Source organism: Caballeronia sp. LZ065, from assembly GCF_031450975.1.
In the GTDB taxonomy this organism is placed as follows: Bacteria; Pseudomonadota; Gammaproteobacteria; order Burkholderiales; family Burkholderiaceae; genus Caballeronia.
In genome coordinates this window covers 2915797-2942580 of sequence record NZ_JARUXV010000001.1, presented here as the reverse complement: position 1 = coordinate 2942580, position 26784 = coordinate 2915797, and the positions used below count along the sequence as shown (strand labels likewise).

Sequence of the window (26784 nt, the reverse complement as noted above, 5' to 3'; positions counted from 1 at the left end):
ATGCTACAAACAAAAACCCCACCCCACCAAGGTGGGGTTTTTGCGTTTCAGCGCGCCGCCCTACCTTGCGTATCGCCCTCTCTCAGAGACAGGTCAACGATTACGCGCAGATCAGAAGCAGATCAAAACCGCCCGCGCGCTAGAATTTCTCTTTTGTATCTGCCAAGGCAATCGCCTACCGAGTTCCCATGCTACGTCTAAGCGAAATCAAGCTCCCGCTCGATCATCCCGAGTCCGCGATCGAGGCTGCGGTCATCGCTCGTCTCGAAGAGATGGGCGTAGCGGCCAAAGAACTCGTGCATTTCCACGTGTATCGTCGGGCGCACGACGCACGCAAGCGTGCAGACATCAAGCTTACGTACATCATCGATGTCGAATTGCAGGACGAAACGCCAGTATTGAAGCGTCTCGCATCGCAGCCGTTTCCGCACTGCGCTCCCACGCCAGACATGGCCTACCGTTTCGTGGCGAAAGCTCCGGCAGCGTCAACACAGCTTCGCCCCGTCGTGATCGGCATGGGCCCGTGCGGTCTTTTCGCCGGCTTGATCCTGGCGCAAATGGGTTTTCGTCCAATTATCCTCGAGCGTGGAAAAGCCGTTCGCGAGCGAACCAAGGACACGTGGGGGCTGTGGCGGCGTAACGAACTCAATCCCGAGTCGAACGTGCAATTTGGTGAAGGCGGCGCCGGCACGTTTTCCGACGGCAAACTCTACAGCCAGATCAAGGATCCGAACCACTACGGCCGCAAGGTGCTCGACGAATTCGTCAAGGCCGGCGCGCCCGAAGACATCCTGTATCTGGCTCGGCCGCATATCGGCACATTCAGGCTCGTGAGCATGGTCGAGAAGATGCGCGCGGAGATTCATCGATTGGGCGGAGAAGTCCGATTTCAACAGCGCGTCGAGGACATCGAAATCGAAGGCGGCCAGGTGCGCGGCCTGCGTCTCTCGTCGGGCGAGACGCTGCGCTGCGATCACGTCGTGCTCGCGATCGGCCACAGCGCGCGCGATACCTTCCAGATGCTGCACGACCGCGGCGTCTACATGGAAGCGAAGCCGTTTTCGCTCGGATTCCGCATCGAGCATCCGCAAGGGGTGATCGATCGCAGCCGCTTCGGCAAGTTCGCCGGACATGAGAAGCTGGGCGCTGCCGACTACAAAGTCGTTCACCACGCCAGCAACGGCCGCGCGGTCTACAGCTTCTGCATGTGCCCGGGCGGAACGGTCGTCGCGGCGACTTCAGAGCCGGGCCGCGTCGTGACCAATGGCATGAGCCAGTATTCGCGCGCTGAACGCAACGCGAATGCGGGCATCGTCGTTGGCATTACGCCGGATGACTACCCGGGCGGTCCGCTTGCCGGCATCGACTTTCAGCGCAAGTGGGAAGAACGCGCCTTCGAACTGGGCGGCCGCGATTACAGCGCGCCAGGCCAACTGGTGGGCGACTTCATCGCAGGACGGCCTTCCACGTCGCTCGGTTCGGTGACGCCTTCATACAAGCCGGGCGTGAAGCCAACCGACCTGAGCACCGCACTTCCCGACTACGTGATCGAAGCGATCCGCGAAGCCCTGCCCGAACTCGACAAGAAGATCAAAGGCTTCGCCATGCATGATGCCGTGCTGACGGGCGTCGAGACGCGCACGTCGTCGCCGTTGCGGCTTCGCCGGAAGGATGACTATCAGAGTGTCAACGTCGAAGGGCTGTATCCGGCGGGCGAGGGCGCCGGTTACGCGGGCGGTATCTATTCGGCGGCGATCGATGGAATCGAAGTGGCTCAAGCGCTCGCGCTGAAGATGATGGCGGAGTACGCCGCAACTGCATAAAAAAGGCGCATCGCGAAAGCGGATGCGCTTTTCCCGGATTACGTCACCACACCCACCTGCCAAGGCACGAACTCGCTCTGCCCATACCCATGCAGTTCGCTTTTCGACGCCGCGCCTGACGCGCAGTCGAGCATCATCTGGAAAATCTGTTCGCCGAGTTGATCGATGGTCGCACTGCCGTCGATCACGCCGCCGCAGTTGATGTCCATGTCCTCCTCTTGCCGCTCCCACAGCGCGGTATTGGTCGCGAGCTTGAGCGAGGGCGAGGGCGCGCAGCCGTAGGCGGAGCCGCGCCCAGTCGTGAAACAGATCAGATTCGCGCCGGACGCAACCTGTCCGGTGGCCGACATCGGATCGTACCCGGGCGAATCCATGAACACGAAGCCTTTCGCGTCAATCCGCTGCGCATATTCGTAGACCTCGACGAGATTCGTCGTGCCCCCTTTCGCGACCGCTCCCAGCGATTTTTCGAGAATGGTCGTCAACCCGCCGACCTTGTTTCCCGCCGAAGGATTGTTGTCCATCGCCGCGCCGTTACGGGCGCAGTATTCCTCCCACCATTTGATGCGCGCAAGCAGCTTTTCGCCGACTTCGCGCGTAACGGCACGCCGCGTCAACAGGTGCTCGGCGCCATACACTTCCGGCGTTTCCGAGAGAATCGCGGTGCCGCCGTGCGCGACGAGCTTGTCCACCGCCGCGCCGAGCGCCGGATTCGCCGAAATGCCCGAATAGCCATCCGACCCGCCGCACTGCAGACCCACGATCAGATGCGCCGCCGGAACCGGCTCGCGCGTGACGCGATTCGCCTCCGCCAGCATGTCCTTCACCATTGCGATGCCACGCTCGATCGTCTTCCGCGTGCCGCCGCTGTCCTGAATGGTGAAGCTGCGCAGTTTCGCGCCGTCCTTGAGCCCGCTCGATTCGAGCACGCCCGAAATCTGGTTCGTCTCACACCCCAAACCGACGAACAATACCGAGTAGAAATTCGGATGCACCGCGTAACCCGCAAGCGTGCGGCGCAGGATGCCGAGTCCGTCGCCCTGCATGTCGATGCCGCATCCGAGCCCGTGCGTCAGCGCGATCACGCCGTCCACGTTCGGATAATCCGCCAGCGCTTCCGGATGAACATCGCGCCGGAAATGATCGGCGATGGCTCGTGCGACCGTCGCTGAACAATTCACGCTCGTCAGCACGCCGACGAAATTGCGCGTCGCCACCCGGCCGTCGTCGCGGCGGATGCCCATGAACGTGGCGGGGGCGTCGACGAAGGGCGTCGGATGGAGATCGACGCCGAATTCATGCTCGCGCGTGAAATCGGCCATCGACAGGTTCTGGGTGTGTACGTGCTGACCGCGTGCAATCGCCTCGCGCGCCACGCCGATGATCTGGTTGTAGCGCTTGACGGGCTCGCCGGCGGCGATGTCACGCGTGGCGATCTTGTGCCCCGGCGGAATCAGCCCGGTGACGACGAGATCCTCGGAGGCGATACGCGCACCCGAAACCAGCTGACGCGTCGCGGTCACGACATCGTCTTTCGGATGCAGCCGGATGACGGCATGGTCGTTGAGTGGGGTGGACATGGTTTATGTTCTCAGACCGTGGAGGGTGCGCGGCTATCGGGCCGCGCTTGTTCTTCGTCAGCGCGATTGAGCGGCTCGATCTTGCCGACAATCACAAGATAGCTGAATGCGCCCAGGAAGCAGAAGCCGCCCGCGACGCACAGCGGAATCACGAACGAGCCCTTGGTGACGGCGAGCATCACGCCGGTGAAAGTCGTGATGACGATGCCTGCCAGATTCGACGCGAAATTCTGGATGCCACCGATGGATGCCACATGATCCGGCGTCGGCGCGACGTCGCTCGGCAGCGACCAGATGCTGGCTGCGGCGAACGCGAGGCTGGCGTATGCGATGCCGAAGAACGCGAGCATCAGGTAGATGTTCTCGACGAACGCACAAAGCGTGATGACCGAGGACAGCAGCATGCCGCCGACCATGCAGGTCTTGCGCGCGGCGGTGAGGCTCCAGCCGCGCTTGAACAGCGCGTCGGACACCCAGCCGCCGAACCAGCCGCCCGGAATCGACATCAGCGCGGGAATGGTGCCGAGCGTGCCCAGCGACTTGAGCGAAAAGCCGTGCGCCTGGACGAGATAGCTCGGAAACCAGGTGATGAAGAAGTAGATCACGAAGTTCAGGCAGAAGAAGCCCAGCATCATGCCCCACAGCGTGCGGTACTTGAACAGCGACGCCCACGACACCTTGTTGCGCGGCGCGACCGGCACTGGCGTGACGTCGGTTTCACCGGTCAGGTCGCCCAGCGACTTGTTCCGGTAGATCACGAACCACCCGAGAATCCACGCGAAACCGATCACGCCGGTAATGACGAACGACGCTTCCCAGCCGAAGGTGCTGATGATGAGCGCGACGACCGGAATGGACAGCGCGGAGCCGACGCGCGAGCCGCTGTCGAAGATGCTGGTGGCGAACGCGCGCTGTTCCTTCTTGAACCATTGCGACACGAGCTTCGCGCACGACGGATACGCGCCCGCTTCGCCGATGCCGAGCATCAGGCGGCAGCCGAACATGCCGGCGACGCTCGTCGCGACGGCCGTCATGGCCGTGAAGACCGACCACCAGCCGACCGCCAGCGGCAGCGCGATGCGCGCGCCGACGCGATCGACGAACCAGCCGAACGGCATTTGCATCAGCGCGTAGCTCCAGAAGAAGCCGCTCAGGATAAAGCCCATTTCCGCGGGACCGATGTTGAGCGCTTTCTCGATCTGCGGCGCTGCGACGGCGAGGTTGGCGCGATCGATGTAATTGATCGCGATGGCCAGAAAGGCGAGAAAAATCACTACCCAACGCATTTTGCGCATTACTTGTCTCCTCCGGATGGGGCGGCACTTTTGATGTCTGATGACGCCACCGCAATGCCGTCGCGGCGCGTCGTGATTCGAAAAGAGTCGTTCCGCTCTTCAGGCGGATTCGAGGGCGTCGCGCAGACGCGGCTGCGCCAGATCGAGCTTGAGTTCGTGCGCCAGATCGATCACGGGCTGGAAGCGGCGTTGCTTCTTTTCGCTGTGATTCTTCGCGATGTCGGCGAGCCGGTGTACCAGGAACGGGTTCTCGAAACGGTCGCGCACGCTTGCCACATAGTCCGCGGCGACGTCGCGTTGCCCGAGCGCCGCGAAGACCGGCAGCACTTCGTCGCGCCAGGTCGCTTCGAGCGGATCGCGGAAAGCGGCGTCGCGCATCGCGTCGAGTACCGTCATATCGGCGGCGGCATCGCGCGTGCGCCAGACTTGCGCGAGCATCGTGTGGCCGAGGTTCAGCAGGAAGAGCTTGAGGCGTTCGTAGTGGGCGAGGTCGTCGGTGATCACGATGTCTTCGTGCTCGCACGGCAGCACCATGCCCTCCCGGCGCTCGATGGCCCACAGCGCGTACGGTTCGGCGATCGCGCCCACCGGCTGCATCGGCTCCGACACGATGCGGTCGACGAGCGAATTCACCCACACGCACTCGTTCGTCAGATAGTCGGTGAAGGCCGGGTTCAACGCCCAGCCGCGCGCCACGCCGATCACCAGATCGCGCAACGTGTCGCCGTTGCGGGACACCAGTTCGCAGGGCAGCAGCGTGATCGGAGCGGCTCCGGCGACAAAGCGCGCGTGCAGCAACACCGCGAGCTTGGCCGCGAAACCGCGCGGCGCGCGCGGGCTGTCGAGCAGTTCGCGCGTGTCTTCGTCGAAGAGGGCGTAGCCGGCATCCGCCGTGTTCGACACGATGATCTTCACATCACGCTCGATGCGCGCCTTGAGCAACGGCCAGTCCTCGTCCGCATGCAGCGCTTCGCCGATGGCATCGCACTCGATGGTTTCGTCGATCGTCGCGTCCCGCCGGCGGCCGCGAATGCGCACCGGATAGCGGCCGGTGCTTTTCAGCGCCTCGATGCGGGCACGGCTGTCGGCGCTGGAGGTCGTCTGCACGACGGTGATCTTGCCGAGCGCTTTCGCCGGATCGCGCCGCGCCGCCTCGGCGACGAAGAAATCCACGTGCGCCTGCAAGAACCGGCTCGTGCCGAACTGGAGAATGGGATGACTCATGATTGTGCGGGGCCGTTCGAACCGCCGGCGCGAACGCCTCGTCGGTCGTCTAGTGATTTGGGAACGGTTCCAGATTGCCTGAAAAAAAGTGGCCAACCTGGCCTTACCGGATTGCATACTAGTGGCTGGAAATAGAATTGGTCAAGCCACTTGAAAGCGGCCGAATCGAGGATGAACGCAGATTTGCGGTGCCCGTCCCCTCCGGCTGATTACAATCCACGTTTTCCCCGACCCGAAAGCAGGAGCCCAGCACGTGAGCGTGAAACCTCCCGAGACGCGCCGCCTTTACCTTCAGATCGCCGATAAGCTGCGCGGGTTGATCGAACAGCAGGATTTCGCGCCGAATGGCCGCCTGCCGTCCGAGCGCGAACTCGCGCAGCGGCTCGGCGTATCGCGGCCATCGGTGCGCGAAGCGCTGGTCGCGCTCGAGCTGGAAGGGCGTGTCGAGATCCGCATGGGATCGGGTGTGTATATCGTCGCCACGCCGGTCGCCAAGCCTCCGGCCACCGAGACGGAGTTGGGCGAGAGCCCGATCGAGATCATGAACGCGCGCAGCGTGATTGAAGGCGCGATCGCCGCGAGCGTCGCACCGTTCGTCAAGCCGAAGGCGTTGAAGGCGCTGCGCGCGCTGTACGAGTCGATGGCGCGCGAAGTGGAGAACGGCCAGGTGCCGATGGCTGCCGATCGCGCGTTCCACATCGCAATCGCACAGATGGCCGGCAATGACGTCCTGGTGCGCACGGTCGGCAGTCTCTATGACGAACGGCATAGCCCGTTGTCATCGACCTTGCGGGGGCACTTCGAGGGAGAGGAAACGTGGCTCGCCGCGTTGGGCGAGCATCGGGAGATTCTGGAAGCGCTGGAGGCGCGCGACGCCGTACAGGCGCAAGCCGCGATGCAGCGGCATATGCGTCAGTCGGCGGCGCGGCTGATGACGAGACGCAAAAGCTGAATCCGGTGCGGGTGTGCCACGCGCACCGGGGTCAACCAGCCGGGGTAGTCGGCCCGCCGTTCAGCCCGGATAGGCTTCATCGACTTTCAGACCCGCCAGCTTGAAGATCACGCGTAGCGTCTGCGGCGCGATTTCGCGGCGCGAGGCCAGCGTCGTCAGGACAAAGTCCATGACCTTGGCGAACTTCAGCATGGTCAGACAGCTTTCGATGTCGGTGGAGCCGTCGCGCATGGATTCTGCAAGACGCAACATCTCCACGGAGATCTCTCGGGCCATTTCGAGTTCGAGCTGCTGCTTCTCACTCCACGCGGGCATCGCCGTCAGTGCTGCGAGCATGTCCTGAAACTGCTTCTCTGCTTTCTTGTCGGGGATCGCGTCCATCGCCGTCCTCTCATGTTCGTGGCGCCGGCGAGTCGCATCGCCGCGCTGTGCGTTAGGTGTTACGTAACAAAGCCGGGTGCGGTGACATCGCGGTGCGTGTCGAAGCGCGGCCTGCCAGCTTGCTGCTCCTGCGTGCTGCGTCGGTTCGCGACGCGGCACTGCGTTGTGTCGTCTCTTCCAATGGCCTCATTGTCGGACGATGCACAATCTGTTCCATGCGTTTTGCCACACGCACTGGCCGATGATCCGATGGCCGGAACACAGAGCGTCTTTGTGCTTTTGGGTAAACTTCCCCTTTTCAGGCGTTAGTACCAGCGGTTAGCGCACATTCAGCGCAAACACGCTCCGCCTTATTTTTTTCGACAGACCTTCACGATGACCAGGAAGTCCCCCGCGCCGGTATCGGAGAGCCCCGAACCCTCCGCCAAACACGAGATTCGCCCCGGGCAGTCGATCGAACTGCTGAAGGAACTCCATATCCTCACGCGCGACGGCAAGATGAATCAGGACAGCCGCCGCAAACTGAAGCAGGTCTACCACCTCTATCAGTTCATCGAACCGCTGCTCGCCGACGTGCATGCGCGCCAAGGAGCGGTGTCGCTCGTGGATCACGGCGCAGGCAAGTCTTATCTTGGGTTCATTCTCTACGATCTCTTCTTCAAGACTCTGCGCGATCGGTCACACATCTTTGGAATCGAGACACGCGAAGAACTGGTGAAAAAGTCAGAGGAATTGGCTGCGCGACTCGGGTTTACCGGGATGTCGTTTTTGAATCTGTCGGTAGCCGAATCAATGCATTCGGACCGCCTGCCGGACGCGATCGATATCGTCACGGCGTTGCACGCGTGCAATACCGCCACCGACGACGCCATCCAGTTCGCTCTGCAAAAGAAGGCGAAGTACATCGTCGTCGTGCCGTGCTGTCAGGCGGAAGTGGCTTCGGTGCTGCGCAAGCACAAGGGGCACTCGCTCTCGAAGAACGTGCTGACGGAAATGTGGCGGCATCCGCTGCACACGCGCGAATTCGGAAGTCAGATCACCAACGTGCTGCGCTGCCTGCAACTCGAATCGCACGGTTATCAGGTGAGCGTGACGGAACTCGTCGGCTGGGAGCATTCGATGAAGAACGAGCTGATCGTCGCGCAATTCAAGGACCTGCCGCGAGGGCGGCCGGCGCAACGGCTGTCGGAGGTGCTGGAGACGCTGGGACTGGATGAATTGCGGGAGCGTTTTTTCGCGCCCGCGCAATGATCAGCTTTTATCGCTCATCCACGCGTTGAAGCCGTCGGGGCCGAGGCGGCGCAGCGTGTCGATATTGCGCTCGTAGATATCCGAGGCATCGGGAAACGCCGCTACCGCGCGGTCGATGCTGGCCTCGCGCAACAGGTGAAAGATCGGATAGGGCGCGCGGTTCGTGTAGTTGTCGATATCGTCCGGTTCGCTGCCTTCGAACTGATAGTGCGGATGGAAGCTCGCTATCTGCACTTCGCCCGCGAGGCCCATGTCGCCGAGCAGACGGTCGGCGAAGAACAGGGCGTCGTTGTATTCGGCGAAATCGGCGAAGGCGTGGGGCGTGATGAACAGCGTCGTATCGACGAGATCCGGGTCCGTCTCCTTTAGCAAACGAAGTTCGTCCGCCAGTTCGACCACCAGGTCGTCCACCGCGCGCGCATCGCTCACCACATAACGGATCTGTTCTTTCACATGCACGCTCTTCGCGAACGGACACAGATTCAGCCCGATCACCGCGCGCGTGAGCCAGTGCCGGGTGGCCGCGATCACGTCGTCAGGGGAACTGCCTTGCTTCATTCGTTTTCCTGTTGGTCTGGCGCGGCGGGTTGCGTCACGCAGGCCGCGTCGATCAGCATGCGCGCGATGCGCGCCGCCGCGACCAGCGGGCCGGAGCCCGGGCCGTAAGTCTGGCTGCTCGCATAGACGCCTTCGACCAGCAGCGCGAGCGAATCGGCGAGTTCACGCGGCTGAGCGGCGCCTGCCGCCGTCGAAATGTCGATGAGCCGACTCATCAGATATTTTTTATTGCGCTCGACCGGCTCGCGCGCCGCGTATTCCGGATCGCCGAATTCGCACGCGACGTTCAGGAACGGGCAGCCGCGATAGTCTGGTGCGGACGCGCGCTTCACCAGGTCGTCGAACGCCTGGATCAGCTGTTTGGCCGGCTCGCCCGGATGTTTGTCGACGCTGGCTTCGAAGCGGCCCCGAAAGCGCGCGTCCATGCGATCCAGATACGCCACCACCAGCTCGTCCTTCGATGCGAAGCGCCGGTACAGACTCATCTTGTTGACGCCCGCGCGCTCCACCACGGCATCGACGCCGATGGCGCGAATACCGTCGCGATAAAACAGTTCCTGCGCCGCATCCAGCAACTGTTCCTGCGCCGTTGCGCCGTCGGTGCGGACACTGCGGCGGGCAGGGCCTTTGGGTTGATCCGCGGATGTTCGTGTCAAAGTCGCTTCCTCGTCATGCGAACTGCATGCTTGACATGTTACAGATCGGTCACTAAGCTCGCAACTCTGATGTGACAGACCGGTAACGAGTGATATCGTCCGGCGCAAAAATTAACGGAACCACGGAGCGGAACGGCGATGAACTGGGTAGCGAGGCGGCTGAGTGGCCGGATGCATTACGGATGGATCGCGGTGGGCGTGGTGTTTTTCGTGCTGCTCGCCGCGGCGGGCACGCGCGCGACGCCGAGCGTCATGATGCTGCCGCTCGAAAAGCAGTTTGGCTGGTCGCGCGGCACGATTTCGCTGGCGATCTCGATCAATCTGGCGCTGTACGGCCTTGCCGGGCCGTTCGCGGCGGCGGCGATGCAGCGCTTCGGCGTGCGCCGCACGGTGCTGACGGCGTTGACCACGCTGGCGGCGGGCGTCGCGCTCTCATCGATGATGACCGAGCCCTGGCAGATGGTGCTGGTCTGGGGCGTGATGGTCGGCAGCGCGACGGGCGTCGCGGCGCTGACGCTCTCGGCGACCATCGTCAACCGCTGGTTCACCACGCATCGCGGTCTGGCGATGGGCATTCTCACCGCTAGTTCGGCCACCGGCCAGCTCGTGTTCCTGCCGCTCCTCGCGTCGATTGCCGAGCACTACGGCTGGCGTCCTGTGGTGTTCGTCGTCGCGGGCGCGGCGGTGATCGTGCTGCCGTTCGTCGCGTGGCTGCTGCCCGAACGGCCGGCGGATCTGTCGCTGCGTCCGGTCGGCGAGAAGGCCGATCTGCCGCCGGCCGCCGTCCCGGCCCCTAAAAATCCGATCAAGGTCGCGTTCAGCACGCTCGGCATGGCCAGCAAGACGCGCGATTTCTGGCTGCTGTTTTTCAGCTTCTTCGTCTGCGGCGCGAGCACGAATGGTTATGTCGGCACGCATCTGATCGCCATGTGCTCGGACTACGGCATGACGCCGGTGCAGGGCGCCAGCCTGCTCGCGGCAATGGGCATTTTCGACCTGTTCGGCACGACGCTCTCCGGCTGGCTCTCCGATCGCTTCAACGCCCGCGTGCTGCTGTTCTGGTACTACGGCCTGCGCGGACTGTCGCTGATCTATCTGCCATATGCGTTCGGCGTCGACTTCTTCGGCCTGCCGCTGTTCGCCGTGTTCTACGGACTCGACTGGATCGCCACCGTGCCGCCGACCGTGCGCCTCGCCACCGATGTCTACGGCAAGGACGCCGCACCGATCGTGTTCGGCTGGGTCGTAGCGGGACATCAGCTTGGCGCGGCGTTCGCGGCGCTCGGCGCCGGCATGCTGCGTTCGAGTCTCGGCAGCTATACGGTCGCCACGATGATTTCGGGCGGGCTGTGCCTCGTCGCGGCGGTGATCGTGCTGCGCATCAATCGCGCGGGACGGGCGGTGGGCGTGGCGGCGACCTGAAATGGTGAAATGAAGCGGCCGCGGCGGGCTTGCTATCCTTGACGGCCTGCCGCGCCGCGTGCCGTGCGCTTTTCCAAACCGTCAAGGACTCGAACCATGAACGCAAAACCCGCTCCGACCGATATCGACATCCACGAACTGATCGCCGGCCGCTGGAGTCCGCGCGCATTTTCCACGGAGCCGGTCGAGCGTGCGCAACTGCATCAGGTGTTCGAAGCGGCGCGCTGGGCGCCTTCGTCGAGCAATCAGCAACCGTGGCGTCTGATCGCGTTCGACCGTCATCGTGACGAAGGCGCGTTCCAGCGCGCGTTCGACACGCTCATGCCCGGCAACCAGAAATGGAACGGCAACGTGCCGGTGCTGGTCTGCGTGACGGCCGCGACGCTCACGGCGAAGGGCGAGCCGAACCGCACGGCCGCCTACGACACGGGCGCGGCCGCGATGGCGCTGGTTCTGCAGGCACACGCACTCGGCCTGGCGGCGCATCAGATGGGCGGCTTCGACCGCGACGCGTTCCGCCAGGCGTTCTCGATTCCCGAGGAGGTGCAGATCATCGCGATGGTGGCAATCGGTCATCACGGCGATGCCAGCCAGCTCGACGAGGCATTGCAGGAGCGCGAAGCCGCGCCGCGCGTGCGCAAGGCGCTCGGCGAGACGGTGTACGAAGGCGCGTGGAGCCGCGCGTTCGAATAAACCGCGGCGCTTGGAGCCTCAGTGCTCGTCCGCTGCCGACAGCGGACGAGCCACGTCTTCCAGCGACTTGCGCTCCGCCGCGACGCCCCAGATGCCGGCGACGACCGCAGCCGCGATCATCAGCACCGAGCCGATCAGATAGCCCGCGAACACGGCGCCGCGCTCGTGCGTGTCGATCAGATGCCCGAACAGCGCCGGTCCGATGATGCCGCCGAGCGCCGTGCCGAACGCATAGAACACGGCGATGGCAAGCGCGCGGATTTCCAGCGGGAAGGTTTCGCTGACCGTCAGATACGCCGAACTCGCCGCCGCCGATGCGAAGAAGAAGATCACCATCCAGGCGATGGTCTGGGTCGTCACGCTCAGCATGCCGTTCATGAACATCCAGCCGCTGATGGTCAACAGCACGCCGGACATCGCATACGTGAAGGCGATCATGCGGCGGCGGCCGATCACGTCGAAGAGCTTGCCGAGCAGCACCGGCCCCAGGAAATTGCCGGCGGCAAAGGGCAGCACGTACCAGCCGATGTGATCGCCGGGCACGTGATAGAAATCCGTCAGCACCAGCGCGTAGGTGAAGAAGATGGCGTTATAGAAGAACGCCTGGGCGGTCATCAGCGTGAGACCCACGAGCGAGCGACTGCGATGCGCCTTGAAAAGCGTATGCACGACCTCGCTGAGCGGCGTGCCTTCACGTGCACGCAGACGCAGTGGTTTGATGGGCGTGTCGGGAATCGTCACGCCATGCTGGCGAAAATGCGCCTCGATTTCCTCGACGACCTGCTTCGCTTCGTCCGCGCGATTGTGCGTGATGAGCCAGCGCGGGCTTTCCGGCACCCACATCCGCATGAAGAGGATCGTGAGCCCGAGCACCGCGCCGATCAGAAAGCACGCGCGCCAGCCCCAGTCGGGCGGCAGCAGGCCGGGATCGAGCAGGACCAGCGATCCCGCCGCGCCGATGCCCGCGCCGATCCAGAAGGTGCCGTTGATCGCCAGATCGGTCCAGCCGCGCAGCCGGGCAGGCGTGAACTCCTGGATGGTCGAATTGATCGCGGTGTACTCCCCGCCGATGCCGGCCCCCGTCAGGAAGCGAAACAGCACGAAACTCGCGAGATTCCAGGAGAACGCCGTGGCGGCGGTCGCGGCCGCGTAGAGGAACAGCGTGATGAAGAACAGCTTGCGACGGCCGAGGCGGTCGGTCAGCCAGCCGAAACCGAGCGCGCCGAGCACCGCACCCGCGATATACGCACTCCCCGCAATGCCGACGTCCGCGTTCGAGAATTGCAGCGCCGGGCTCGTTTTCAGCGCGCTGGCGACGGCGCCCGCCAGCGTCACCTCGAGTCCGTCCAGCAGCCAGGTGATGCCGAGCGCAAGCACGATCAGCGTGTGGAAGCGTCCCCACGGCAGGCGGTCGAGGCGCCCGGGCAGATCGGTTTCGATGATGCCGGGTTGCGTGGGTTGTTCCATCGGTCGATCGTTCAAACGGCTCTCCTCGTCATTGTTTTGCCCATGTCGCCGGTTGTGCGCTGCGCATGCGCGGAATAAACCCGCAAGCGGCTTTCGAACGAGCAAGTTACATTCCGCTTTTGTCGAATGAAGTCAACGGTTTAAAAATCTTCGGCTGCGGTTGATGCCTACCCGGGAACGTGTTAAAAACGCCGTCCATGTCCAACGCGGCGTCCTGGCGGACGTGGCTCAGCATCATGACTTTTTGCGCGATCGATTTCGGCACGTCGAATTCCGCCGTCGCCCTTCCGGACGGCCCGGCCATTCGGCTGGCGCCCGTCGAAGGCGAGGCGACAACGTTGCCCACCGCTGTCTTCTTCAACACCGACGAAAATAACCAGGCCTACGGACGCGCCGCGCTGGAGGCGTACATCGACGGTTTCGACGGCCGCCTGATGCGCTCGATGAAGAGCATTCTCGGCTCGGCGCTCGCCGAGAGCACCACGGATCTCGGCGACGGTTCGGCCATCAAGTACACCGACGTCATCACGCTGTTCCTGCAGCACCTGAAGCAGAAGGCCCAGGCGATCGCCGCCGAGCCGCTGTCGCGCGCGGTGCTTGGCCGCCCGGTGTTCTTCGTCGACGACGATCCGCGCGCCGACAATCTGGCGCAGAAGCAGCTCGAGGCCTGCGCGCATGCCGTCGGCTTGCGCGAGATCCACTTCCAGTACGAGCCGATCGCCGCCGCCTTCGACTACGAAGCCGGTCTGACGCAGGAGGGGCTCGTACTGGTTGCGGATATCGGCGGCGGTACGTCGGACTTTTCGCTGGTGCGCGTCGGTCCGGAGCGCGCGCGCGCGCTCGACCGCAAGAGCGACGTGCTTGCGCATCATGGCGTGCACGTCGCAGGCACCGACTTCGACCGCCGCGTCGAACTCGCGACCGTGCTGCGCGAGCTGGGCTATCAATCGCTCGATCCGCAGGGTCGGGAGGTGCCGAGCCGCATCTACTTCGATCTCTCGACGTGGCATCTGATCAACACCGTCTACACGCCGAAGCGTGTCAGCGAGTTGCAGTTGATGCGCCATCTCTACCCGGAGGTGCGCCATCATGACCGCCTGATGCGCGTCGTCGATCGCCGGCTCGGGCATGCGCTCACCGCGCACGCAGAGGAGGCGAAGATCGAAGTCGCCGCGGGCGGGGCGACGGAAATCGACATGGAAGAGGTGGAAGAAGCGTTGCGCGTCGCGTTCGACGAAGCGCGCTTGATCGAGGCGGGCGCCGAAGAAACGCGGCGCATCGTGGACGCCGCGCGCGAGACCATCCGGCGCGCGGGCGTTGCGGAGTCGGACGTGGGCGCCGTGTATTTGACGGGCGGCACGACGGGGCTGCGGTTTCTGTCGCAGGCGCTGGCGGTGGCGTTTCCTGCTGCGCAGCCGGTATTCGGCGATCGCCTTGCCAGCGTGGCGAAGGGCCTCGGCATCTACGCACAGCGAGTCTTTGCCTGATTTCGCCTGAAAGCGCGCTACAAATAAAAAACCCCGCGCAGGCGGGGTTTTTTTACGAATCAGGCGGAACTTAGGCCGGCTTGATGTTCGCGGCTTGCTTGCCCTTCGGGCCAGTCTTTACTTCGTAGGTAACCTTTTGGTTTTCCTGAAGCGTCTTGAAGCCTTCGACACGGACTTCCGAGAAGTGCGCGAACAGATCTTCGCCGCCGCCATCCGGAGTGATGAAGCCAAAGCCCTTTGCGTCATTGAACCACTTGACGGTACCGGTTTCCATGTTACTTGTTCCAAAAAAATGATGAATAAGGCCGAAGCCCAGGGGTGCAAAAGATCAAGGAAGGGGCAATGGACCAACCGGAGTACCGTGATGGCGAACTCGAAAGAACCAATTCACTCGCCACTTGAAATCCTGCAAGAAGCTTTATACGGCGAAACCTTTTCTTGGTCAATTAATATCCGACAACTCCGAAGGGATTTTCTCGCGCCATGCGGAATCATGTGGCGAAGGGTGAATTCATGCGCTCCATTGCACGAAAAAGAGGCAAAAAAAGGTGAAATTGCGCACTCTTCGCACTGCATTCGAAAGGTGCAACCGTTAAACTACGCGACCATTTTCAAGGGGTTGCACCGGATTTGCCTGAGCGGCGGGAATGATTCTGGCAACCGTTGCACCCGCAGCCTGGCAGCCGATCGAAAACCGGCGAAGTCGCATGCAGCACGCGCGGCGCGAGACAACGGAGAGAAAAGTGACAAGTTCAATACAGAGAAACATCGGTCCGATGGCGCTGATGCTGACCGGTCTGGGATCCATCATCGGTTCGGGATGGCTCTTCGGGGCATGGAAGGCCGCCAAGATCGCGGGACCTGCCGCGATCGCCGCCTGGGTGATCGGCGCGGTCGTCATCCTGGCGATCGCCCTGACCTATGCCGAACTGGGCGCCATGTTCCCCGAGTCCGGCGGCATGGTGCGCTACGCGCGCTATTCGCATGGCGCGCTCGTGGGTTTCATCAGCGCGTGGGCGAACTGGATCGCGATCGTTTCGGTGATTCCGATCGAAGCCGAAGCCTCCATCCAGTACATGAGCACCTGGCCGTATGACTGGGCACACGCGCTGTTCGTCAACGAGTCGCTCACGCCGACAGGAATTGGCCTCTCGGCGCTGCTCGTGATCATCTATTTCATGCTGAACTACTGGGGCGTGAAAGTGTTCGCACGCGCGAACTCGCTGATCACGGTCTTCAAGTTCCTGATTCCGGGCGCCACCATCGCGGGCCTGGTCTTCACCGGGTTTCATTCGGAGAATTTCGGCACGTCGTCGACCTTCGCGCCCTACGGCTGGCCGGCGGTGCTGACCGCCGTCGCGACCAGCGGCATCGTGTTCAGCTTCAACGGTTTCCAGAGCCCGGTGAACCTCGCCGGCGAGGCCCGCAATCCGTCGCGCAGCGTGCCGTTCGCGGTGATCGGCTCGATCCTGCTCGCGCTTGTGATCTACGTGCTGCTGCAGATTGCCTATATCGGCGCGGTAAATCCCGCTGATGTAGCGAAGGGCTGGGCGCATTTCAACTTCGCGTCGCCGTTTGCGGAACTGGCGCTGGCGCTCAATTTGAACTGGCTCGCCATCCTGCTGTATGTGGATGCCTTCGTCAGCCCGAGCGGGACCGGCACGACCTACATGGCGACGACCACCCGCATGATCTACGCGATGGAGCGCAACGGCACCATGCCGAAGATCTTCGGCAACGTGCATCCGTTCTATGGCGTGCCGCGTCCGGCGATGTGGTTCAACCTGTTCGTCGCGTTCATCTTCATGTTCTTTTTCCGTGGCTGGAGTTCGCTGGCCGCGGTGATTTCGGTGGCGACGGTCATCTCGTATCTCACGGGCCCGGTCAGCCTGATGGCGCTGCGCCGCGCAGCCCCCGACCTCGAGCGTCCGCTCAGGCTGCCTATGATGGGCGTGGTTGCGCCGTTCGCGTTCGTGTGTGCGTCGCTGGTGCTGTTCTGGGCGAAGTGGCCGCTCACTGGCGAAATCATTCTGCTGATGGTCGTCGCGCTGCCGGCGTATTTCTACTTCCAGGCCAAGGCGGGCTTCGCCGGCTGGGGACGCGATCTCAAGGCCGCGTGGTGGCTCGTGGCTTACCTGCCGTGCATGGCGGTGATGTCGTTGATCGGCAGCAAGGATTTTGGCGGCAGCGGGTTGCTGCCGTATGGCTGGGATATGGCCGCGGTGACTGTGCTGGCGCTGGTGTTTTATTACTGGGGCGTGCATACCGGATATCGCACCGCCTATCTCGACGAGCGCGAAAGCAGCGACGATATCCTTCACGAAGTGGGCACCTGAGCGTTCCAGCGTCTTGTAGCGAGACAAAACCGCCTGAGTGGCTGCTCAGGCGGTTTTTTCATTCACGCGTCCGCGAATACGTAGTTCGTCATCGCCAGCGTGCGCTGGAAGGTTCCGAGCGACTGAATGCCGAGCGTGTAGTCATCGGCGGCTGCGCCGAGCGCGCTGAACACCGGCAACAGATGTTCGTCCGTCGGGTGCATCAGCGCCGCATGGGGCGCGCGGGCGCGATAGTCGAGCAACGCGTCGATATCGCGTGTCGCCATGCGGTCTTCGAACCAGTCGGTGAACTCGGCGACACGCGGGTCGGCATCTTCGGGACGCGCACTGAAGTCGGCCATGCGCAAGTTGTGCGTGATCTGGCCAGAGCCGACGATCATCACGCCTTCATCGCGCAGACCGCGCAGCGCCCGGCCCATGCCGAAATGATGTGCGGCGTCCAGATGCGGCTGTATCGAGAGTTGCGCGACCGGCACGTCCGCGTCCGGGAACATGAGCAGCAAGGGCACCCATGCGCCGTGATCGAGACCGTGTTCGGTCGTCGCGGCCGGAATGCCCTGTGCGCCGAGCAAGGCGGCGGCGCGCTTCGCCAGATCGGGCGCGCCGGGCGCCGGATAGCGCAATTCGTACAGCGCACGCGGAAAACCGTAGAAGTCGTGGATCGTCTCCGGCCGCTCGGCGATACTCGCGACCGGCTGCGCCGTGCCCCAATGCGCCGACAGCATCAGGATCGCGCGCGGGCGCGGCAGCGTGGCGCTCAGCGAGGCGAACTCGGCGGACGGCATCGACGGGTCGATCGGCAGCGTTGGCGCGCCGTGGGAAATGAAAACGGTGGGTGTTGGGCTCATGACGGCAGGATTCCAGTGGACTATGTCGTCAATGTAGGGCTGCTCGCACCGTTGATAAACCGTCCGAACGGCAATGCATTGTGTCGCAACTGTTGCTAATCAGATGGCGCGCGCAATCCCTGCCAAGCCGACGCAACCGGCTGCCCGAATCCAAACAGATCGATGACCCGCGCGACCGTGTGATCCACCATCTCGTCGATCGTCGCGGGCTTTTGGTAGAACGCCGGCAACGGCGGAAAGATCACGCCGCCCATTTCCGTGACCGACGTCATGTTGCGCAGATGCGCGAGGTTGAACGGCGTTTCCCGCACGAGCAATACCAGACGGCGACGCTCCTTGAGGACGACGTCGGCGGCGCGGGTGACGAGATTGTCCGAAAGACCGTGCGCGATGCTGCCGAGCGTGCGCATTGAGCAGGGCGCGACCACCATGCCGTCTGTCGCGAAGGAGCCGGACGCGATGCTCGCGCCGACATCGCGCACGCTGTGTACGACATCCGCCCGCGTGTGGACGGCGGCGCGGTCGAGATCGAGTTCGTGCTGAATATTGAGCCAGCCTGCGCTGGAAACGAGCAGATGCGTTTCGACGCCGCCCAGGCGGCGCAGCATGTCGAGCAGCCGCACGCCGTAGATGGCGCCCGTCGCCCCGGTGATCGCGACGATCAGGCGTCGCTGCGGGGCGGGCGGGCTTGCTGGCATCGGCGGGCGGGTGAAACTCAGGCGGCGGCGAAGAGCTGCTGCAGTTCGCCCGATTGATACATTTCCATCATGATGTCCGAGCCGCCGATGAACTCGCCGTTCACGTACAGCTGCGGAATGGTCGGCCAGTTGGAGAACTGCTTGATGCCCTGGCGGACGGCGTCGTCTTCGAGCACGTTGACGGTCGTGATCTTGTCGGCGCCACAGGCCTTCAGCACCTGGATGGCGCGGCCCGAGAAACCGCACATCGGGAATTGCGCCGTGCCTTTCATGAAAAGCACGACGGAGTTCGATTCGACGATCTGCTTGATATGTTCTTGCGTATCCATGGCGTTCCTGCGCGTGAAAGTCGGGGGACTGATGGTTCAAATGATAGCGGATTTCGCTTTTGAGAGCTGACGTCGCCCGCGCTTCAGGCCGTGAAAACGCCGCCCGTGCAGCGCTCGATGCCGGCAAGATCGCGCAGCGAATGTATGTCGTTGAAACCGCGCGCCTGCATGAGCTGCCGCACCGCTTCGGCCTGATCGTAACCGTGCTCGAGCCACAGCGCGCCGTTCATCGCGAGCAGAAAAGGCGCTTTCTCGACAATCTCGCGGATTGCCGACAAACCGTCGGATTCGTCGGTCAGCGCGCCGCGCGGTTCGAAGCGCAGGTCGCCTTGGTCGAGATGCGGATCACCGCTTGCGATATAGGGCGGATTGCTGACGATCGCCTCGAACAGCCGCGACGGCTCGAGGTTCGCGGTCCAATCGCTTGCGACAAAGGTGACCGGACCGCCCGCGCGCGCGGCGTCGAGCAAACGGACGGCATTCGAGCGCGCGATGTCGAGCGCGGCCGGCGAGCGATCGACGGCCCATACCTTGGCATCGGACCGCGCGTGAGCCAGCGACACCGCGATCGCGCCGCTTCCCGTGCCCAGATCGAGCACGCGCGGGCTCGGCGTGCCGGCAATGATGCCGAGCACGGTTTCCACCAGCAGTTCGGTTTCCGGACGCGGAATCAGCACATCGGGCGTGACCTCGAAGTCGAGGCCGAAGAATTCGCGTCGGCCGACCAGCTGCGCGATAGGCTCGCCGTCCAGACGGCGCGCGGTGAGCGCCTCGAAGCGCGCGACTGACGCGTCATCGAGCGTTTCCTGATCCCGCGTGATGAGTTCCGTGCGGCGCCAGCCGAGCACGTGCATCAGCAGCACGCGCGCTTCGAGCGGCGGCAGTCCGGATGTGCGCAGCGCGTCGGCCGCGGTGCTCACTCCGCTTCCCCGAGCGCCGCCAGCAATTCCGCCTGATGCTCGGAGACGAGCGCGCCGATCAGCTCGTTAATATCGCCGTCCATGATGTATTCGAGCTTGTAGAGCGTCAGGGTGATCCGGTGATCCGTCATGCGCCCTTGCGGAAAATTGTAGGTGCGGATGCGTTCCGAGCGGTCGCCCGAGCCGATCAGACTCTTGCGCGTCGCCGCTTCCTTGGCATGCTGCTCGTGATACTGCTTGTCCTTGATGCGCGCGGCCAGCACCTTCAACGCGCGGTCCTTGTTCTTGTGCTGCGAGCGGTCGTCCTGACATTCGACGACGATGCCGGTCGGCAAGTGCGTGACGCGCACGGCCGAATCGGTCTTGTTGATGTGCTGCCCGCCCGCGCCCGACGCGCGGAACGTATCGATGCGCAGATCGGCCGGATTGATCACGACCTCGCTGATTTCATCGGCTTCCGGCATCACGGCGACGGTACACGCCGAGGTATGGATGCGCCCTTGCGTCTCGGTCGCCGGCACGCGCTGCACGCGGTGTCCGCCGGATTCGAACTTGAGCCGCGAATACGCGCCCTGTCCGGCGATGCGCACGATCACTTCCTTGTAGCCGCCGAGATCCGACACGCTCTCCGACATCGTTTCGGCGCTCCAGCGATTGCGCTCCGCGTAGCGCAGATACATGCGCAGCAGATCGCCCGCAAACAGCGCCGATTCGTCACCGCCCGCGCCCGCGCGGATTTCGATGAAGATGTTGCGCTCGTCGTTGGGATCCTTCGGCAGCAGCATGGTCTGCAGATCGCTTTCGATGGTCGCCATGCGTTCGCGCGCCTCGCCGATCTCTTCTTCGGCGAAATCGCGCATCGACGGATCGGCGAGCAGTTCCTGCGCCGTGGCTTCATCGGTTAGCGCCTGCCGCCAGAGCGCGTATTGATCGACGATCGGGCTGATTTCCGCGTGCTCGCGCGTGAGCTTGCGATATTGGTCCATGTCGGACGTGACGTCCTCACGGCTCAACAGTTCGTTGAGATCGACCTGCCGTCTGGCGAGCTGGTCGAGCTTGCTTTGCATGCTCGTTTTCATCGTGCGGAATTGGCGCGGCGGGCGCCGGGGAATGACTGCGATCAGGAAGCCGGCGCCAGCGGCGCGCGGCCTTGGAGAATAGCAAAGATGGAGCCGCTAACGGTCCGACGAATCGGACTTGTCGCCGTGGCGGTAGAAGCCGCTCATCAGATCGATGAGCTGGCTGCGTTCCTCGCTGCTCGCGCGATTGAGCGCGTGCGTGGGACCGTGGATCAGCTTGTTGGTGAGCGCCTGCGACAGCGCTTCGAGTACGGCCGCGGGATCGTCGCCGCGCGAGAGCATCTTGCGGGCGCGTTCCACTTCGGCGCGGCGCAATGCGTCGGCCTGCGTGTGCATGTGGCGGATGACCGGCACGATGCTGCGTGCATCGAGCCACTGCATGAAATTCTGCACTCGCGTTTCGATGATCGATTCCGCCTGCGCCACCGCCGCCTGACGCGATGCATTGCCTTCGCGCACGATGGCGCCGAGGTCGTCGACGGTGTAGAGGAACACGTCGTGCAGGTTGCCGACTTCCGGTTCGATGTCGCGCGGCACGGCCAGGTCGACCATGAAGATCGGCCGATGGCGGCGCGCGCGCACGGCACGCTCGACCGCGCCCAGACCGATGATGGGCAGCGTCGATGCCGTGCACGACACGATGATGTCGAATTCGTGCATGCGCGCGGGCAGGTCGGACAGCGGAATGGCGCGGCCGTTGAAGCGGCCGGCGAGCTTTTCGCCGCGTTCGGCGGTGCGGTTCGCGACCACCAGTTCACGCGGATTCTGCGCGGCGAAATGGGTGGCGCACAGCTCGATCATTTCGCCCGCGCCGATGAACAGCACGCGCTGGCCGGAAATGTTCTCGAAGATACGCTGCGCGAGGCGCACGGCGGCGGCGGCCATCGAAACCGACTGCGCACCGATTTCCGTGGTCGTGCGCACTTCCTTCGCGACGGCGAAGGTGCGCTGGAACAGCTGGTTCAGATAGGTGCCGAGCGCGCCGGCTTCCGACGCCGTGCGCACCGCGTCCTTCATCTGTCCGACGATCTGGGTTTCGCCGAGCACCATCGAGTCGAGGCCGGACGCGACGCGGAAGGCGTGACGCACGGCTTCCGACTGCGGCAGCGCGTACACGTGCGGCGCGAGTTCGGGAACCGGGATGGCGTGATACTTCGACAGCCACTCGATGGCGGCTTCGCGGGCGGCGGCGTCGTCGGTGGCGCAGTAGAGTTCGGTGCGATTGCAGGTGGACAGAATGGCCGCTTCGGGCGAAACCTTTGCGAGCGGGCCGAGCCAGATGTCTTTCAGCGCGCCCAGGGCGGGTTTCAACTGTTCGAGCGGAAACGCCACGCGTTCGCGCAGGGCGACTGGCGCAGTGTGATGATTGATTCCGATCGTGAGGAGCTGCATTGTTTTAACGATGCTCTTGGCCTAAGCCGATGGCCTTTCAATAGCCCAATATTATAGCGTTTCGCGTGAATCTTCATTTATAGGGGCTATTTGGGGCGCGCTTGGGTCAATCTGGCTGCAAGCCTTGCCGGCATTGGCTTGCACGGCCCGATAGGCGGTTGCGCCTAGACGCGGCTGATCGACGCACGAACGGTCTTTTCCCGTTTTTTGCCCGTTGGTCCGTGGTCTTGCCTTCGCCAAATCCGGCCCCTAAACTCAGCCTTCCACCGTCACCGACCCCGGAATCACGCATGTTCGACTCTCCCCATGCTTCACGCGGCCGCCCGGCGCTTGCAACGGAGCACAGCCGCTGATGGGCTGGCTCGGACTGATTTTCCTGGGCGCGGTGATCGGCGCCGCGAGCTGGTGGCTGCATCCGTTACGGCGCTCGGGACGCATCGGCCGCGGACCGGCAGGCCGGATCTGGACGGCGATCGCGGCTGGCATACTGGCGAGCATCGTGGCGCGCATGCTCGGCAACATCGTCGATTTCTATCACGACGGCGACACGCTCGAATGGCTCGCGTGCGCAGTCTTCGCGTTGCTCGTCGTGACGCTGACGGTTGGACTGGCGGCGCGCCGCTGATTTCTTTCCCGACGGACAGCGGGTGATCCTTGCTGCCCGTCGCGCCCGTAAAGGGCTGCAAAGGGCTTTCAAGCACGTTTCGAAGCAGGTGACCCCATGAACGATCGCATTGCAGATTCCGCCATTCCTGAGCCCTCCACATTTGCGCGCCGCATCGACGCGCTGCGCCGCCAGATGGCGCTCGACCATCTCGCCGCCGTGCTCATTCCGTCCGCCGATCCACATCTCTCCGAATATCTGCCGGAACGCTGGCAGGGGCGGCAGTGGCTGTCGGGCTTCACGGGCTCGGTGGGCACGCTGGTCGTGACGGCCGATTTCGCGGGTGTCTGGGTCGACAGCCGCTACTGGACGCAGGCCGAGGCCCAACTGGCCGGCACGGGCATCGCGCTGGTGAAGATGATGGCCGGCCAGCAGAGCGCGCCGCATGTCGAATGGCTCGCGGACCACGTGCCGGAGGGCGAGACCGTCGCGGTGGACGGAACCGTGCTCGGCGTCGCGGCGGCGCGCGCGCTGGCCGATGCGCTCGATGCACGCGGCATCGTATTGCGCACGGATCTCGATCTGCTCGATGCCGTCTGGCCCGCGCGTCCGGGCCTGCCCGATGCACCCGTCTACGAGCACGCCGCGCCGCATGCGAGCGTCGCACGCGCCGACAAGCTGGCGCAAGTGCGCGAGGCGATGCGCGCGAAAGGCGCTCAGTGGCATTTCGTGTCCACGCTTGACGATCTCGCGTGGATCTTCAACCTGCGCGGCGGCGACGTGAGCTATAACCCGGTGTTCGTCGCGCATGCGCTGATCGGCGTGGATGACGCGACGCTCTTCGTCGCCGACGGCAAGGTGCCGGAAGAGTTGCAGCAATCGCTCTTGCGCGACAACGTGCGCGTCGCGCCGTATGCGGACGCGCCCGGCGCGCTGGCTGCGTTGCCCGCGGGCGCGACGCTGCTGATCGATCCGCGCCGCATCACGCATGGCTTGCTGGAGAAGGTGCCGTCGACGGTGACGATTATCGAGGCGGTGAATCCGTCCACCTTCGCGAAGTCGCGCAAGACCGAGGCGGAAGCCGAGCACGTCCGCGCGACGATGGAGCAGGACGGCGCCGCGCTCGCCGAATTCTTCGCGTGGTTCGAGGGCGCGCTGGGTCGCGAGCGCATCACGGAACTCACCATCGATGAAAAGCTGACGGCGGCGCGCGCGCGCCGGCCGGGCTTCGTCACGCTGTCGTTCGGCACGATCGCGGGCTTCAATGCCAACGGCGCCATGCCGCATTACCGCGCCACCGAGGCGTCGCACGCGGTGATCGAGGGCAACGGGCTGTTGCTGATCGATTCGGGCGGCCAGTACCTGAGCGGCACGACCGATATCACGCGGGTCGTGCCGGTCGGCGAGATCACGGCGGAGCACAAGCGCGACTTCACGGTGGTGCTGAAGGGAACGATGGCGCTTTCGCGCGCACGCTTTCCGCGCGGCATCCGCTCGCCGATGCTCGATGCGATCGCACGCGCGCCGATCTGGGAAGCGGGCGCGGACTATGGCCATGGGACGGGCCACGGCGTTGGCTACTTCCTGAACGTCCACGAAGGCCCGCAGGTGATTTCCCATTACGCGCCCGCCGAACCTTGGACGGCGATGGAAGAGGGCATGATCACTTCGATCGAGCCGGGACTTTACCGGCCGGGCAAGTGGGGCATCCGCATCGAGAATCTGGCGATGAACCGGGCCGCCGGGAAGACCGAGTTCGGCGATTTCCTCGAGTTCGAGACGCTGACCTTGTGTCCGATCGATACGCGCTGCATCGACTTGACCTTGCTGCGCGAGGACGAACGCGCGTGGCTCAATGCCTATCACGAGACGGTGCGCAGGCGCGTGTCGCCGCATGTGTCGGGCGCGGCGCTGGCGTGGCTCGAGGCCCGCACTCAAGCCATCTGATAGAAGGAAGCATCGAAACCATGACCATCCAGGCAGTCGTGTTCGATTTCGGCGGCGTGCTGATCGACTGGAACCGGGATTATCTGTACAAGCAGCTGATCCCGGACGAAAGCGAGCGCCGCTGGTTTCTCGACAACGTCTGCAAGATGGAATGGGTCGTGCAGCAGGACGGCGGCCAGACCATCGAAGCGGGCACGGCCGAGCTGATCGCGCTTCATCCCGGACATGAAGCGTTGATTCGAGCCTTTTACGCGCGCTGGCCCGAGATGGTGGCGGGCGTGCTGGAAGGGGGCGTCGCGCTGATGGAGCGGCTGGAGCGCGCGGACGTGCCGCTGTTCGGCCTCACCAACTGGTCGGCGGAAACCTTTCCTTATGCGTGGGAGCGTTTCGACGTGCTGCGCCGATTCCGCGAACTCGTCGTGTCGGGGCGCGTCGGGCTGGTGAAGCCCGATCCGCGCATCTTCGCGCTGATGTTCGACGAAATCGAAAAGCATCTGCCGGGCGTGCAGCCGTCCGAGCTTGTCTTCATCGACGACAACCTCCACAACGCCCAGGCCGCGACCGCGCTCGGCTGGCATGGCATTCACCATACGGACGCGTCGGACACGGAAGCGCAATTGCGGGCGTTGCAGCTGGCGTTCTGATCGAATCAAACGCCAGGAAATGCGCTACTGCCCCAGCAGATTCTTCAGCGCATTGCCGATTCCGCGCACGGTATCGCCGGTGCCTTTCGCAACGCCTTCCACGCTCACGCCAAGCGCCTTCGCAAACCCTGCCGTCAGCTTCTTCGAGAGGCTCTCGCTCAGCGAGAACTTGGGGTCGCGCAGATCGCCGTCGAGCACGAAATCCAGCTTGATCTGCTCCTTGCGGTCTTTCAGCGCGGCGATGGCGGCCTTGGTCGGGATCGAGAGGAAGGTGTCGAGCGGATTGCCCGAGTCGCTGATCTGCAAGTGATTCAGCACGAGCGAGCCGGGCGCGTGAATGCGGTTGTCCTTCACGGTGGCATCGACGTTCATGTCGATGGTGCCGCCCGTGACCGCCGCGCGCGCGCCGGCCTTCTTCAGCAGATACGGGTCGAGCGTCTGGACATCGACGGAACGCAGCGTCGCGCGCGTCTGCGAATCCTTGTTTGCGATGACCATCCAGCCGCCCCACGACACCGTGCCGGTATGCTGCGGACCCTTGATCGAGCCGGACATTGAAAGATCGGTGCGCTCATTGAGCGCCGGGAGATGAAGGCGGTCGATGGTCGCCCGTGCATCGCCGATCAACACGCGATACGGCGGGTTCTGCACGGAACTGTCGAAGAACTCCATTGAGCCGCGCTCGAACGACACGCGGTCGATGACCTTTTCCTCTTGCGCGCGCTCGTCGGCCTGACGGCTGTCCGGCCTTGCGTCGGCGGCGCGGGCGGTTTCCTTCAGACCGGGCAGGATGCGCACGCGGCCATCGGCGGAACGGACGATCGACAGATAGTAGTTGTCGACACTCACGCTGCGCAGATGGATGGGGCGCGTGATGAGCGAGCGCATGTCGACGTCGAGCACGATGCGTTCGGCGCGCATGGCGTCGGCGGCGGGCCAGTCCTTCGGGCCGCGCAGGCGCACGCGCGACAGCGTCACGTGGCCGAATTCCACGTCGATCTCCTCGACCGACCCGTTTGGACCGAGCGTCTCGAGAATCCGCTCTTTCATCTGATGCACGACGAACAGCCATCCGCCGATCGCCACGACGACGAGCGTCACGATGATCCCGACTGCCCAAAGCGCTCCCCGCCGCGCGCCCGTTCCCGCCATCTGCGTGTGTCTCCCGGAAGTCCTGCTGAAAAGTTGCCGCGCTGTG

General features: G+C 63.8%; 26 protein-coding genes. 10 read left to right on the top strand and 16 right to left on the bottom strand.

The window, feature by feature from the left end; all coding sequences use genetic code 11:
- The first annotated feature begins 188 nt into the window (after window positions 1-188).
- Window positions 189-1823: an NAD(P)/FAD-dependent oxidoreductase gene (locus QCE63_RS13565; protein WP_309833505.1), complete on the top strand. Its 1635-nt coding sequence runs from the start codon at window positions 189-191 to the stop codon at window positions 1821-1823.
- Window positions 1824-1861: 38 nt separating this feature from the next.
- Here QCE63_RS13565 and QCE63_RS13560 read toward each other — a convergent pair whose 3' ends face one another.
- From QCE63_RS13560 to QCE63_RS13550, 3 genes are all read right to left on the bottom strand, one after another.
- Window positions 1862-3403 (bottom strand): altronate dehydratase family protein, encoded by a 1542-nt coding sequence (locus QCE63_RS13560; protein WP_309833504.1) that lies wholly within the window; start codon window positions 3401-3403, stop codon window positions 1862-1864.
- Window positions 3404-3414: 11 nt separating this feature from the next.
- The gene (locus QCE63_RS13555) at window positions 3415-4698 is read right to left on the bottom strand and encodes an MFS transporter (protein ID WP_309833503.1); all 1284 of its coding nucleotides are present in this window, start codon (window positions 4696-4698) and stop codon (window positions 3415-3417) included.
- Window positions 4699-4797: 99 nt separating this feature from the next.
- Window positions 4798-5922, bottom strand: coding sequence for a mannitol dehydrogenase family protein (locus QCE63_RS13550; protein WP_309833501.1), 1125 nt, complete (start codon window positions 5920-5922; stop codon window positions 4798-4800).
- A gap of 253 nt (window positions 5923-6175) precedes the next feature.
- Here QCE63_RS13550 and QCE63_RS13545 point away from each other — a divergent pair, with 253 nt between their 5' ends.
- Window positions 6176-6874: a FadR/GntR family transcriptional regulator gene (locus QCE63_RS13545; protein ID WP_309833500.1), complete on the top strand. Its 699-nt coding sequence runs from the start codon at window positions 6176-6178 to the stop codon at window positions 6872-6874.
- A gap of 60 nt (window positions 6875-6934) precedes the next feature.
- Here the strand turns inward: QCE63_RS13545 and QCE63_RS13540 are convergent, their stop codons facing one another.
- Entirely contained in the window at window positions 6935-7255 is a 321-nt protein-coding gene (locus QCE63_RS13540; RefSeq protein WP_309833498.1) for a DNA-binding protein, read from the bottom strand.
- 375 nt (window positions 7256-7630) lie between these two features.
- Here QCE63_RS13540 and QCE63_RS13535 point away from each other — a divergent pair, with 375 nt between their 5' ends.
- Complete coding sequence (locus QCE63_RS13535; protein WP_309833497.1) at window positions 7631-8506, top strand: SAM-dependent methyltransferase; 876 nt, start codon at window positions 7631-7633, stop codon at window positions 8504-8506.
- Here QCE63_RS13535 and QCE63_RS13530 read toward each other — a convergent pair whose 3' ends face one another.
- Window positions 8507-9064, bottom strand: coding sequence for a DUF1415 domain-containing protein (locus tag QCE63_RS13530; RefSeq protein WP_309833495.1), 558 nt, complete (start codon window positions 9062-9064; stop codon window positions 8507-8509). It lies immediately after the preceding gene.
- A complete protein-coding gene (locus QCE63_RS13525) occupies window positions 9061-9720 on the bottom strand; it encodes a TetR/AcrR family transcriptional regulator (RefSeq protein ID WP_309833494.1) in 660 nt (219 codons plus the stop codon). Before QCE63_RS13525 ends, QCE63_RS13530 begins: the two co-directional genes overlap by 4 nt.
- A 138-nt stretch (window positions 9721-9858) precedes the next feature.
- On the opposite strand from QCE63_RS13525, the gene QCE63_RS13520 reads away from it, so the two are divergent.
- Together QCE63_RS13520 and QCE63_RS13515 are read left to right on the top strand one after the other, a co-directional pair.
- A complete protein-coding gene (locus QCE63_RS13520; protein ID WP_309833493.1) occupies window positions 9859-11142 on the top strand; it encodes an MFS transporter in 1284 nt (427 codons plus the stop codon).
- A 96-nt stretch (window positions 11143-11238) separates the two neighbouring features.
- A complete protein-coding gene (locus QCE63_RS13515; protein WP_309833491.1) occupies window positions 11239-11835 on the top strand; it encodes a nitroreductase family protein in 597 nt (198 codons plus the stop codon).
- Between the two features lie 18 nt (window positions 11836-11853).
- Here the strand turns inward: QCE63_RS13515 and QCE63_RS13510 are convergent, their stop codons facing one another.
- Together QCE63_RS13510 and QCE63_RS13505 are read right to left on the bottom strand one after the other, a co-directional pair.
- Entirely contained in the window at window positions 11854-13302 is a 1449-nt protein-coding gene (locus QCE63_RS13510) for an MFS transporter (RefSeq protein ID WP_309833814.1), read from the bottom strand.
- A gap of 106 nt (window positions 13303-13408) precedes the next feature.
- Window positions 13409-13648: a hypothetical protein gene (locus QCE63_RS13505; RefSeq protein WP_309833826.1), complete on the bottom strand. Its 240-nt coding sequence runs from the start codon at window positions 13646-13648 to the stop codon at window positions 13409-13411.
- Here QCE63_RS13505 and QCE63_RS13500 point away from each other — a divergent pair.
- Window positions 13539-14789, top strand: coding sequence for an Hsp70 family protein (locus tag QCE63_RS13500; RefSeq protein ID WP_309833490.1), 1251 nt, complete (start codon window positions 13539-13541; stop codon window positions 14787-14789). The genes QCE63_RS13505 and QCE63_RS13500 overlap by 110 nt on opposite strands.
- A gap of 70 nt (window positions 14790-14859) precedes the next feature.
- Here QCE63_RS13500 and QCE63_RS13495 read toward each other — a convergent pair whose 3' ends face one another.
- Window positions 14860-15063 carry a cold-shock protein gene (locus tag QCE63_RS13495; RefSeq protein ID WP_309810134.1) on the bottom strand — a complete coding sequence of 68 codons (204 nt, stop codon included), beginning with the start codon at window positions 15061-15063 and terminating at the stop codon, window positions 14860-14862.
- Window positions 15064-15532: 469 nt separating this feature from the next.
- Between QCE63_RS13495 and QCE63_RS13490 the strand changes: the two genes are divergently transcribed.
- Window positions 15533-17125, top strand: coding sequence for an APC family permease (locus tag QCE63_RS13490; RefSeq protein WP_309833489.1), 1593 nt, complete (start codon window positions 15533-15535; stop codon window positions 17123-17125).
- Window positions 17126-17187: 62 nt separating this feature from the next.
- On the opposite strand, the gene QCE63_RS13485 is transcribed toward QCE63_RS13490, so the two are convergent.
- The 6 genes from QCE63_RS13485 to hemA form a co-directional block, all read right to left on the bottom strand.
- The gene (locus tag QCE63_RS13485; protein WP_309833487.1) at window positions 17188-17973 is read right to left on the bottom strand and encodes a class III extradiol ring-cleavage dioxygenase; all 786 of its coding nucleotides are present in this window, start codon (window positions 17971-17973) and stop codon (window positions 17188-17190) included.
- A gap of 95 nt (window positions 17974-18068) precedes the next feature.
- Window positions 18069-18671, bottom strand: coding sequence for a UbiX family flavin prenyltransferase (locus tag QCE63_RS13480; RefSeq protein WP_309833484.1), 603 nt, complete (start codon window positions 18669-18671; stop codon window positions 18069-18071).
- A 17-nt stretch (window positions 18672-18688) separates the two neighbouring features.
- Window positions 18689-19000: a Grx4 family monothiol glutaredoxin gene (gene grxD / locus QCE63_RS13475; RefSeq protein WP_309833482.1), complete on the bottom strand. Its 312-nt coding sequence runs from the start codon at window positions 18998-19000 to the stop codon at window positions 18689-18691.
- A gap of 83 nt (window positions 19001-19083) precedes the next feature.
- Complete coding sequence (gene prmC, locus QCE63_RS13470) at window positions 19084-19920, bottom strand: peptide chain release factor N(5)-glutamine methyltransferase (RefSeq protein WP_309833481.1); 837 nt, start codon at window positions 19918-19920, stop codon at window positions 19084-19086.
- A complete protein-coding gene (prfA, locus tag QCE63_RS13465) occupies window positions 19917-20999 on the bottom strand; it encodes a peptide chain release factor 1 (protein ID WP_309833479.1) in 1083 nt (360 codons plus the stop codon). The genes prmC and prfA overlap by 4 nt, the downstream gene beginning before the upstream one ends.
- Before the next feature lie 96 nt (window positions 21000-21095).
- Window positions 21096-22391, bottom strand: a complete 1296-nt coding sequence (hemA, locus tag QCE63_RS13460) for a glutamyl-tRNA reductase (RefSeq protein ID WP_309833478.1) — start codon at window positions 22389-22391, stop codon at window positions 21096-21098.
- Between the two features lie 352 nt (window positions 22392-22743).
- Here hemA and QCE63_RS13455 point away from each other — a divergent pair, with 352 nt between their 5' ends.
- The 3 genes from QCE63_RS13455 (at window position 22744) to QCE63_RS13445 (ending at window position 25586) form a co-directional block, all read left to right on the top strand.
- Entirely contained in the window at window positions 22744-23016 is a 273-nt protein-coding gene (locus QCE63_RS13455; RefSeq protein WP_309833477.1) for a hypothetical protein, read from the top strand.
- Window positions 23017-23112: 96 nt separating this feature from the next.
- Window positions 23113-24942 carry an aminopeptidase P family protein gene (locus tag QCE63_RS13450; protein WP_309833476.1) on the top strand — a complete coding sequence of 610 codons (1830 nt, stop codon included), beginning with the start codon at window positions 23113-23115 and terminating at the stop codon, window positions 24940-24942.
- Window positions 24943-24962: 20 nt separating this feature from the next.
- A complete protein-coding gene (locus QCE63_RS13445; RefSeq protein ID WP_309833475.1) occupies window positions 24963-25586 on the top strand; it encodes an HAD family phosphatase in 624 nt (207 codons plus the stop codon).
- A 24-nt stretch (window positions 25587-25610) separates the two neighbouring features.
- On the opposite strand, the gene QCE63_RS13440 is transcribed toward QCE63_RS13445, so the two are convergent.
- Window positions 25611-26738 carry a DUF748 domain-containing protein gene (locus tag QCE63_RS13440; protein WP_309833474.1) on the bottom strand — a complete coding sequence of 376 codons (1128 nt, stop codon included), beginning with the start codon at window positions 26736-26738 and terminating at the stop codon, window positions 25611-25613.
- Window positions 26739-26784: the final 46 nt, after the last annotated feature.

What these genes read in the sequence shown, in the direction of transcription:
- QCE63_RS13565 (WP_309833505.1), top strand. Translation starts at nt 189, where the DNA reads ATGCTACGTCTAAGCGAAATCAAGCTCCCGCTCGATCATCCCGAGTCC.
- QCE63_RS13560 (WP_309833504.1), bottom strand. Translation starts at nt 3,403, where the DNA reads ATGTCCACCCCACTCAACGACCATGCCGTCATCCGGCTGCATCCGAAA.
- QCE63_RS13555 (WP_309833503.1), bottom strand. Translation starts at nt 4,698, where the DNA reads ATGCGCAAAATGCGTTGGGTAGTGATTTTTCTCGCCTTTCTGGCCATC.
- QCE63_RS13550 (WP_309833501.1), bottom strand. Translation starts at nt 5,922, where the DNA reads ATGAGTCATCCCATTCTCCAGTTCGGCACGAGCCGGTTCTTGCAGGCG.
- QCE63_RS13540 (WP_309833498.1), bottom strand. Translation starts at nt 7,255, where the DNA reads ATGGACGCGATCCCCGACAAGAAAGCAGAGAAGCAGTTTCAGGACATG.
- QCE63_RS13535 (WP_309833497.1), top strand. Translation starts at nt 7,631, where the DNA reads ATGACCAGGAAGTCCCCCGCGCCGGTATCGGAGAGCCCCGAACCCTCC.
- QCE63_RS13530 (WP_309833495.1), bottom strand. Translation starts at nt 9,064, where the DNA reads ATGAAGCAAGGCAGTTCCCCTGACGACGTGATCGCGGCCACCCGGCAC.
- QCE63_RS13520 (WP_309833493.1), top strand. Translation starts at nt 9,859, where the DNA reads ATGAACTGGGTAGCGAGGCGGCTGAGTGGCCGGATGCATTACGGATGG.
- QCE63_RS13515 (WP_309833491.1), top strand. Translation starts at nt 11,239, where the DNA reads ATGAACGCAAAACCCGCTCCGACCGATATCGACATCCACGAACTGATC.
- QCE63_RS13510 (WP_309833814.1), bottom strand. Translation starts at nt 13,302, where the DNA reads ATGGAACAACCCACGCAACCCGGCATCATCGAAACCGATCTGCCCGGG.
- QCE63_RS13500 (WP_309833490.1), top strand. Translation starts at nt 13,539, where the DNA reads ATGACTTTTTGCGCGATCGATTTCGGCACGTCGAATTCCGCCGTCGCC.
- QCE63_RS13495 (WP_309810134.1), bottom strand. Translation starts at nt 15,063, where the DNA reads ATGGAAACCGGTACCGTCAAGTGGTTCAATGACGCAAAGGGCTTTGGC.
- QCE63_RS13485 (WP_309833487.1), bottom strand. Translation starts at nt 17,973, where the DNA reads ATGAGCCCAACACCCACCGTTTTCATTTCCCACGGCGCGCCAACGCTG.
- QCE63_RS13480 (WP_309833484.1), bottom strand. Translation starts at nt 18,671, where the DNA reads ATGCCAGCAAGCCCGCCCGCCCCGCAGCGACGCCTGATCGTCGCGATC.
- grxD (WP_309833482.1), bottom strand. Translation starts at nt 19,000, where the DNA reads ATGGATACGCAAGAACATATCAAGCAGATCGTCGAATCGAACTCCGTC.
- prfA (WP_309833479.1), bottom strand. Translation starts at nt 20,999, where the DNA reads ATGAAAACGAGCATGCAAAGCAAGCTCGACCAGCTCGCCAGACGGCAG.
- hemA (WP_309833478.1), bottom strand. Translation starts at nt 22,391, where the DNA reads ATGCAGCTCCTCACGATCGGAATCAATCATCACACTGCGCCAGTCGCC.
- QCE63_RS13455 (WP_309833477.1), top strand. Translation starts at nt 22,744, where the DNA reads ATGGGCTGGCTCGGACTGATTTTCCTGGGCGCGGTGATCGGCGCCGCG.
- QCE63_RS13450 (WP_309833476.1), top strand. Translation starts at nt 23,113, where the DNA reads ATGAACGATCGCATTGCAGATTCCGCCATTCCTGAGCCCTCCACATTT.
- QCE63_RS13445 (WP_309833475.1), top strand. Translation starts at nt 24,963, where the DNA reads ATGACCATCCAGGCAGTCGTGTTCGATTTCGGCGGCGTGCTGATCGAC.
- QCE63_RS13440 (WP_309833474.1), bottom strand. Translation starts at nt 26,738, where the DNA reads ATGGCGGGAACGGGCGCGCGGCGGGGAGCGCTTTGGGCAGTCGGGATC.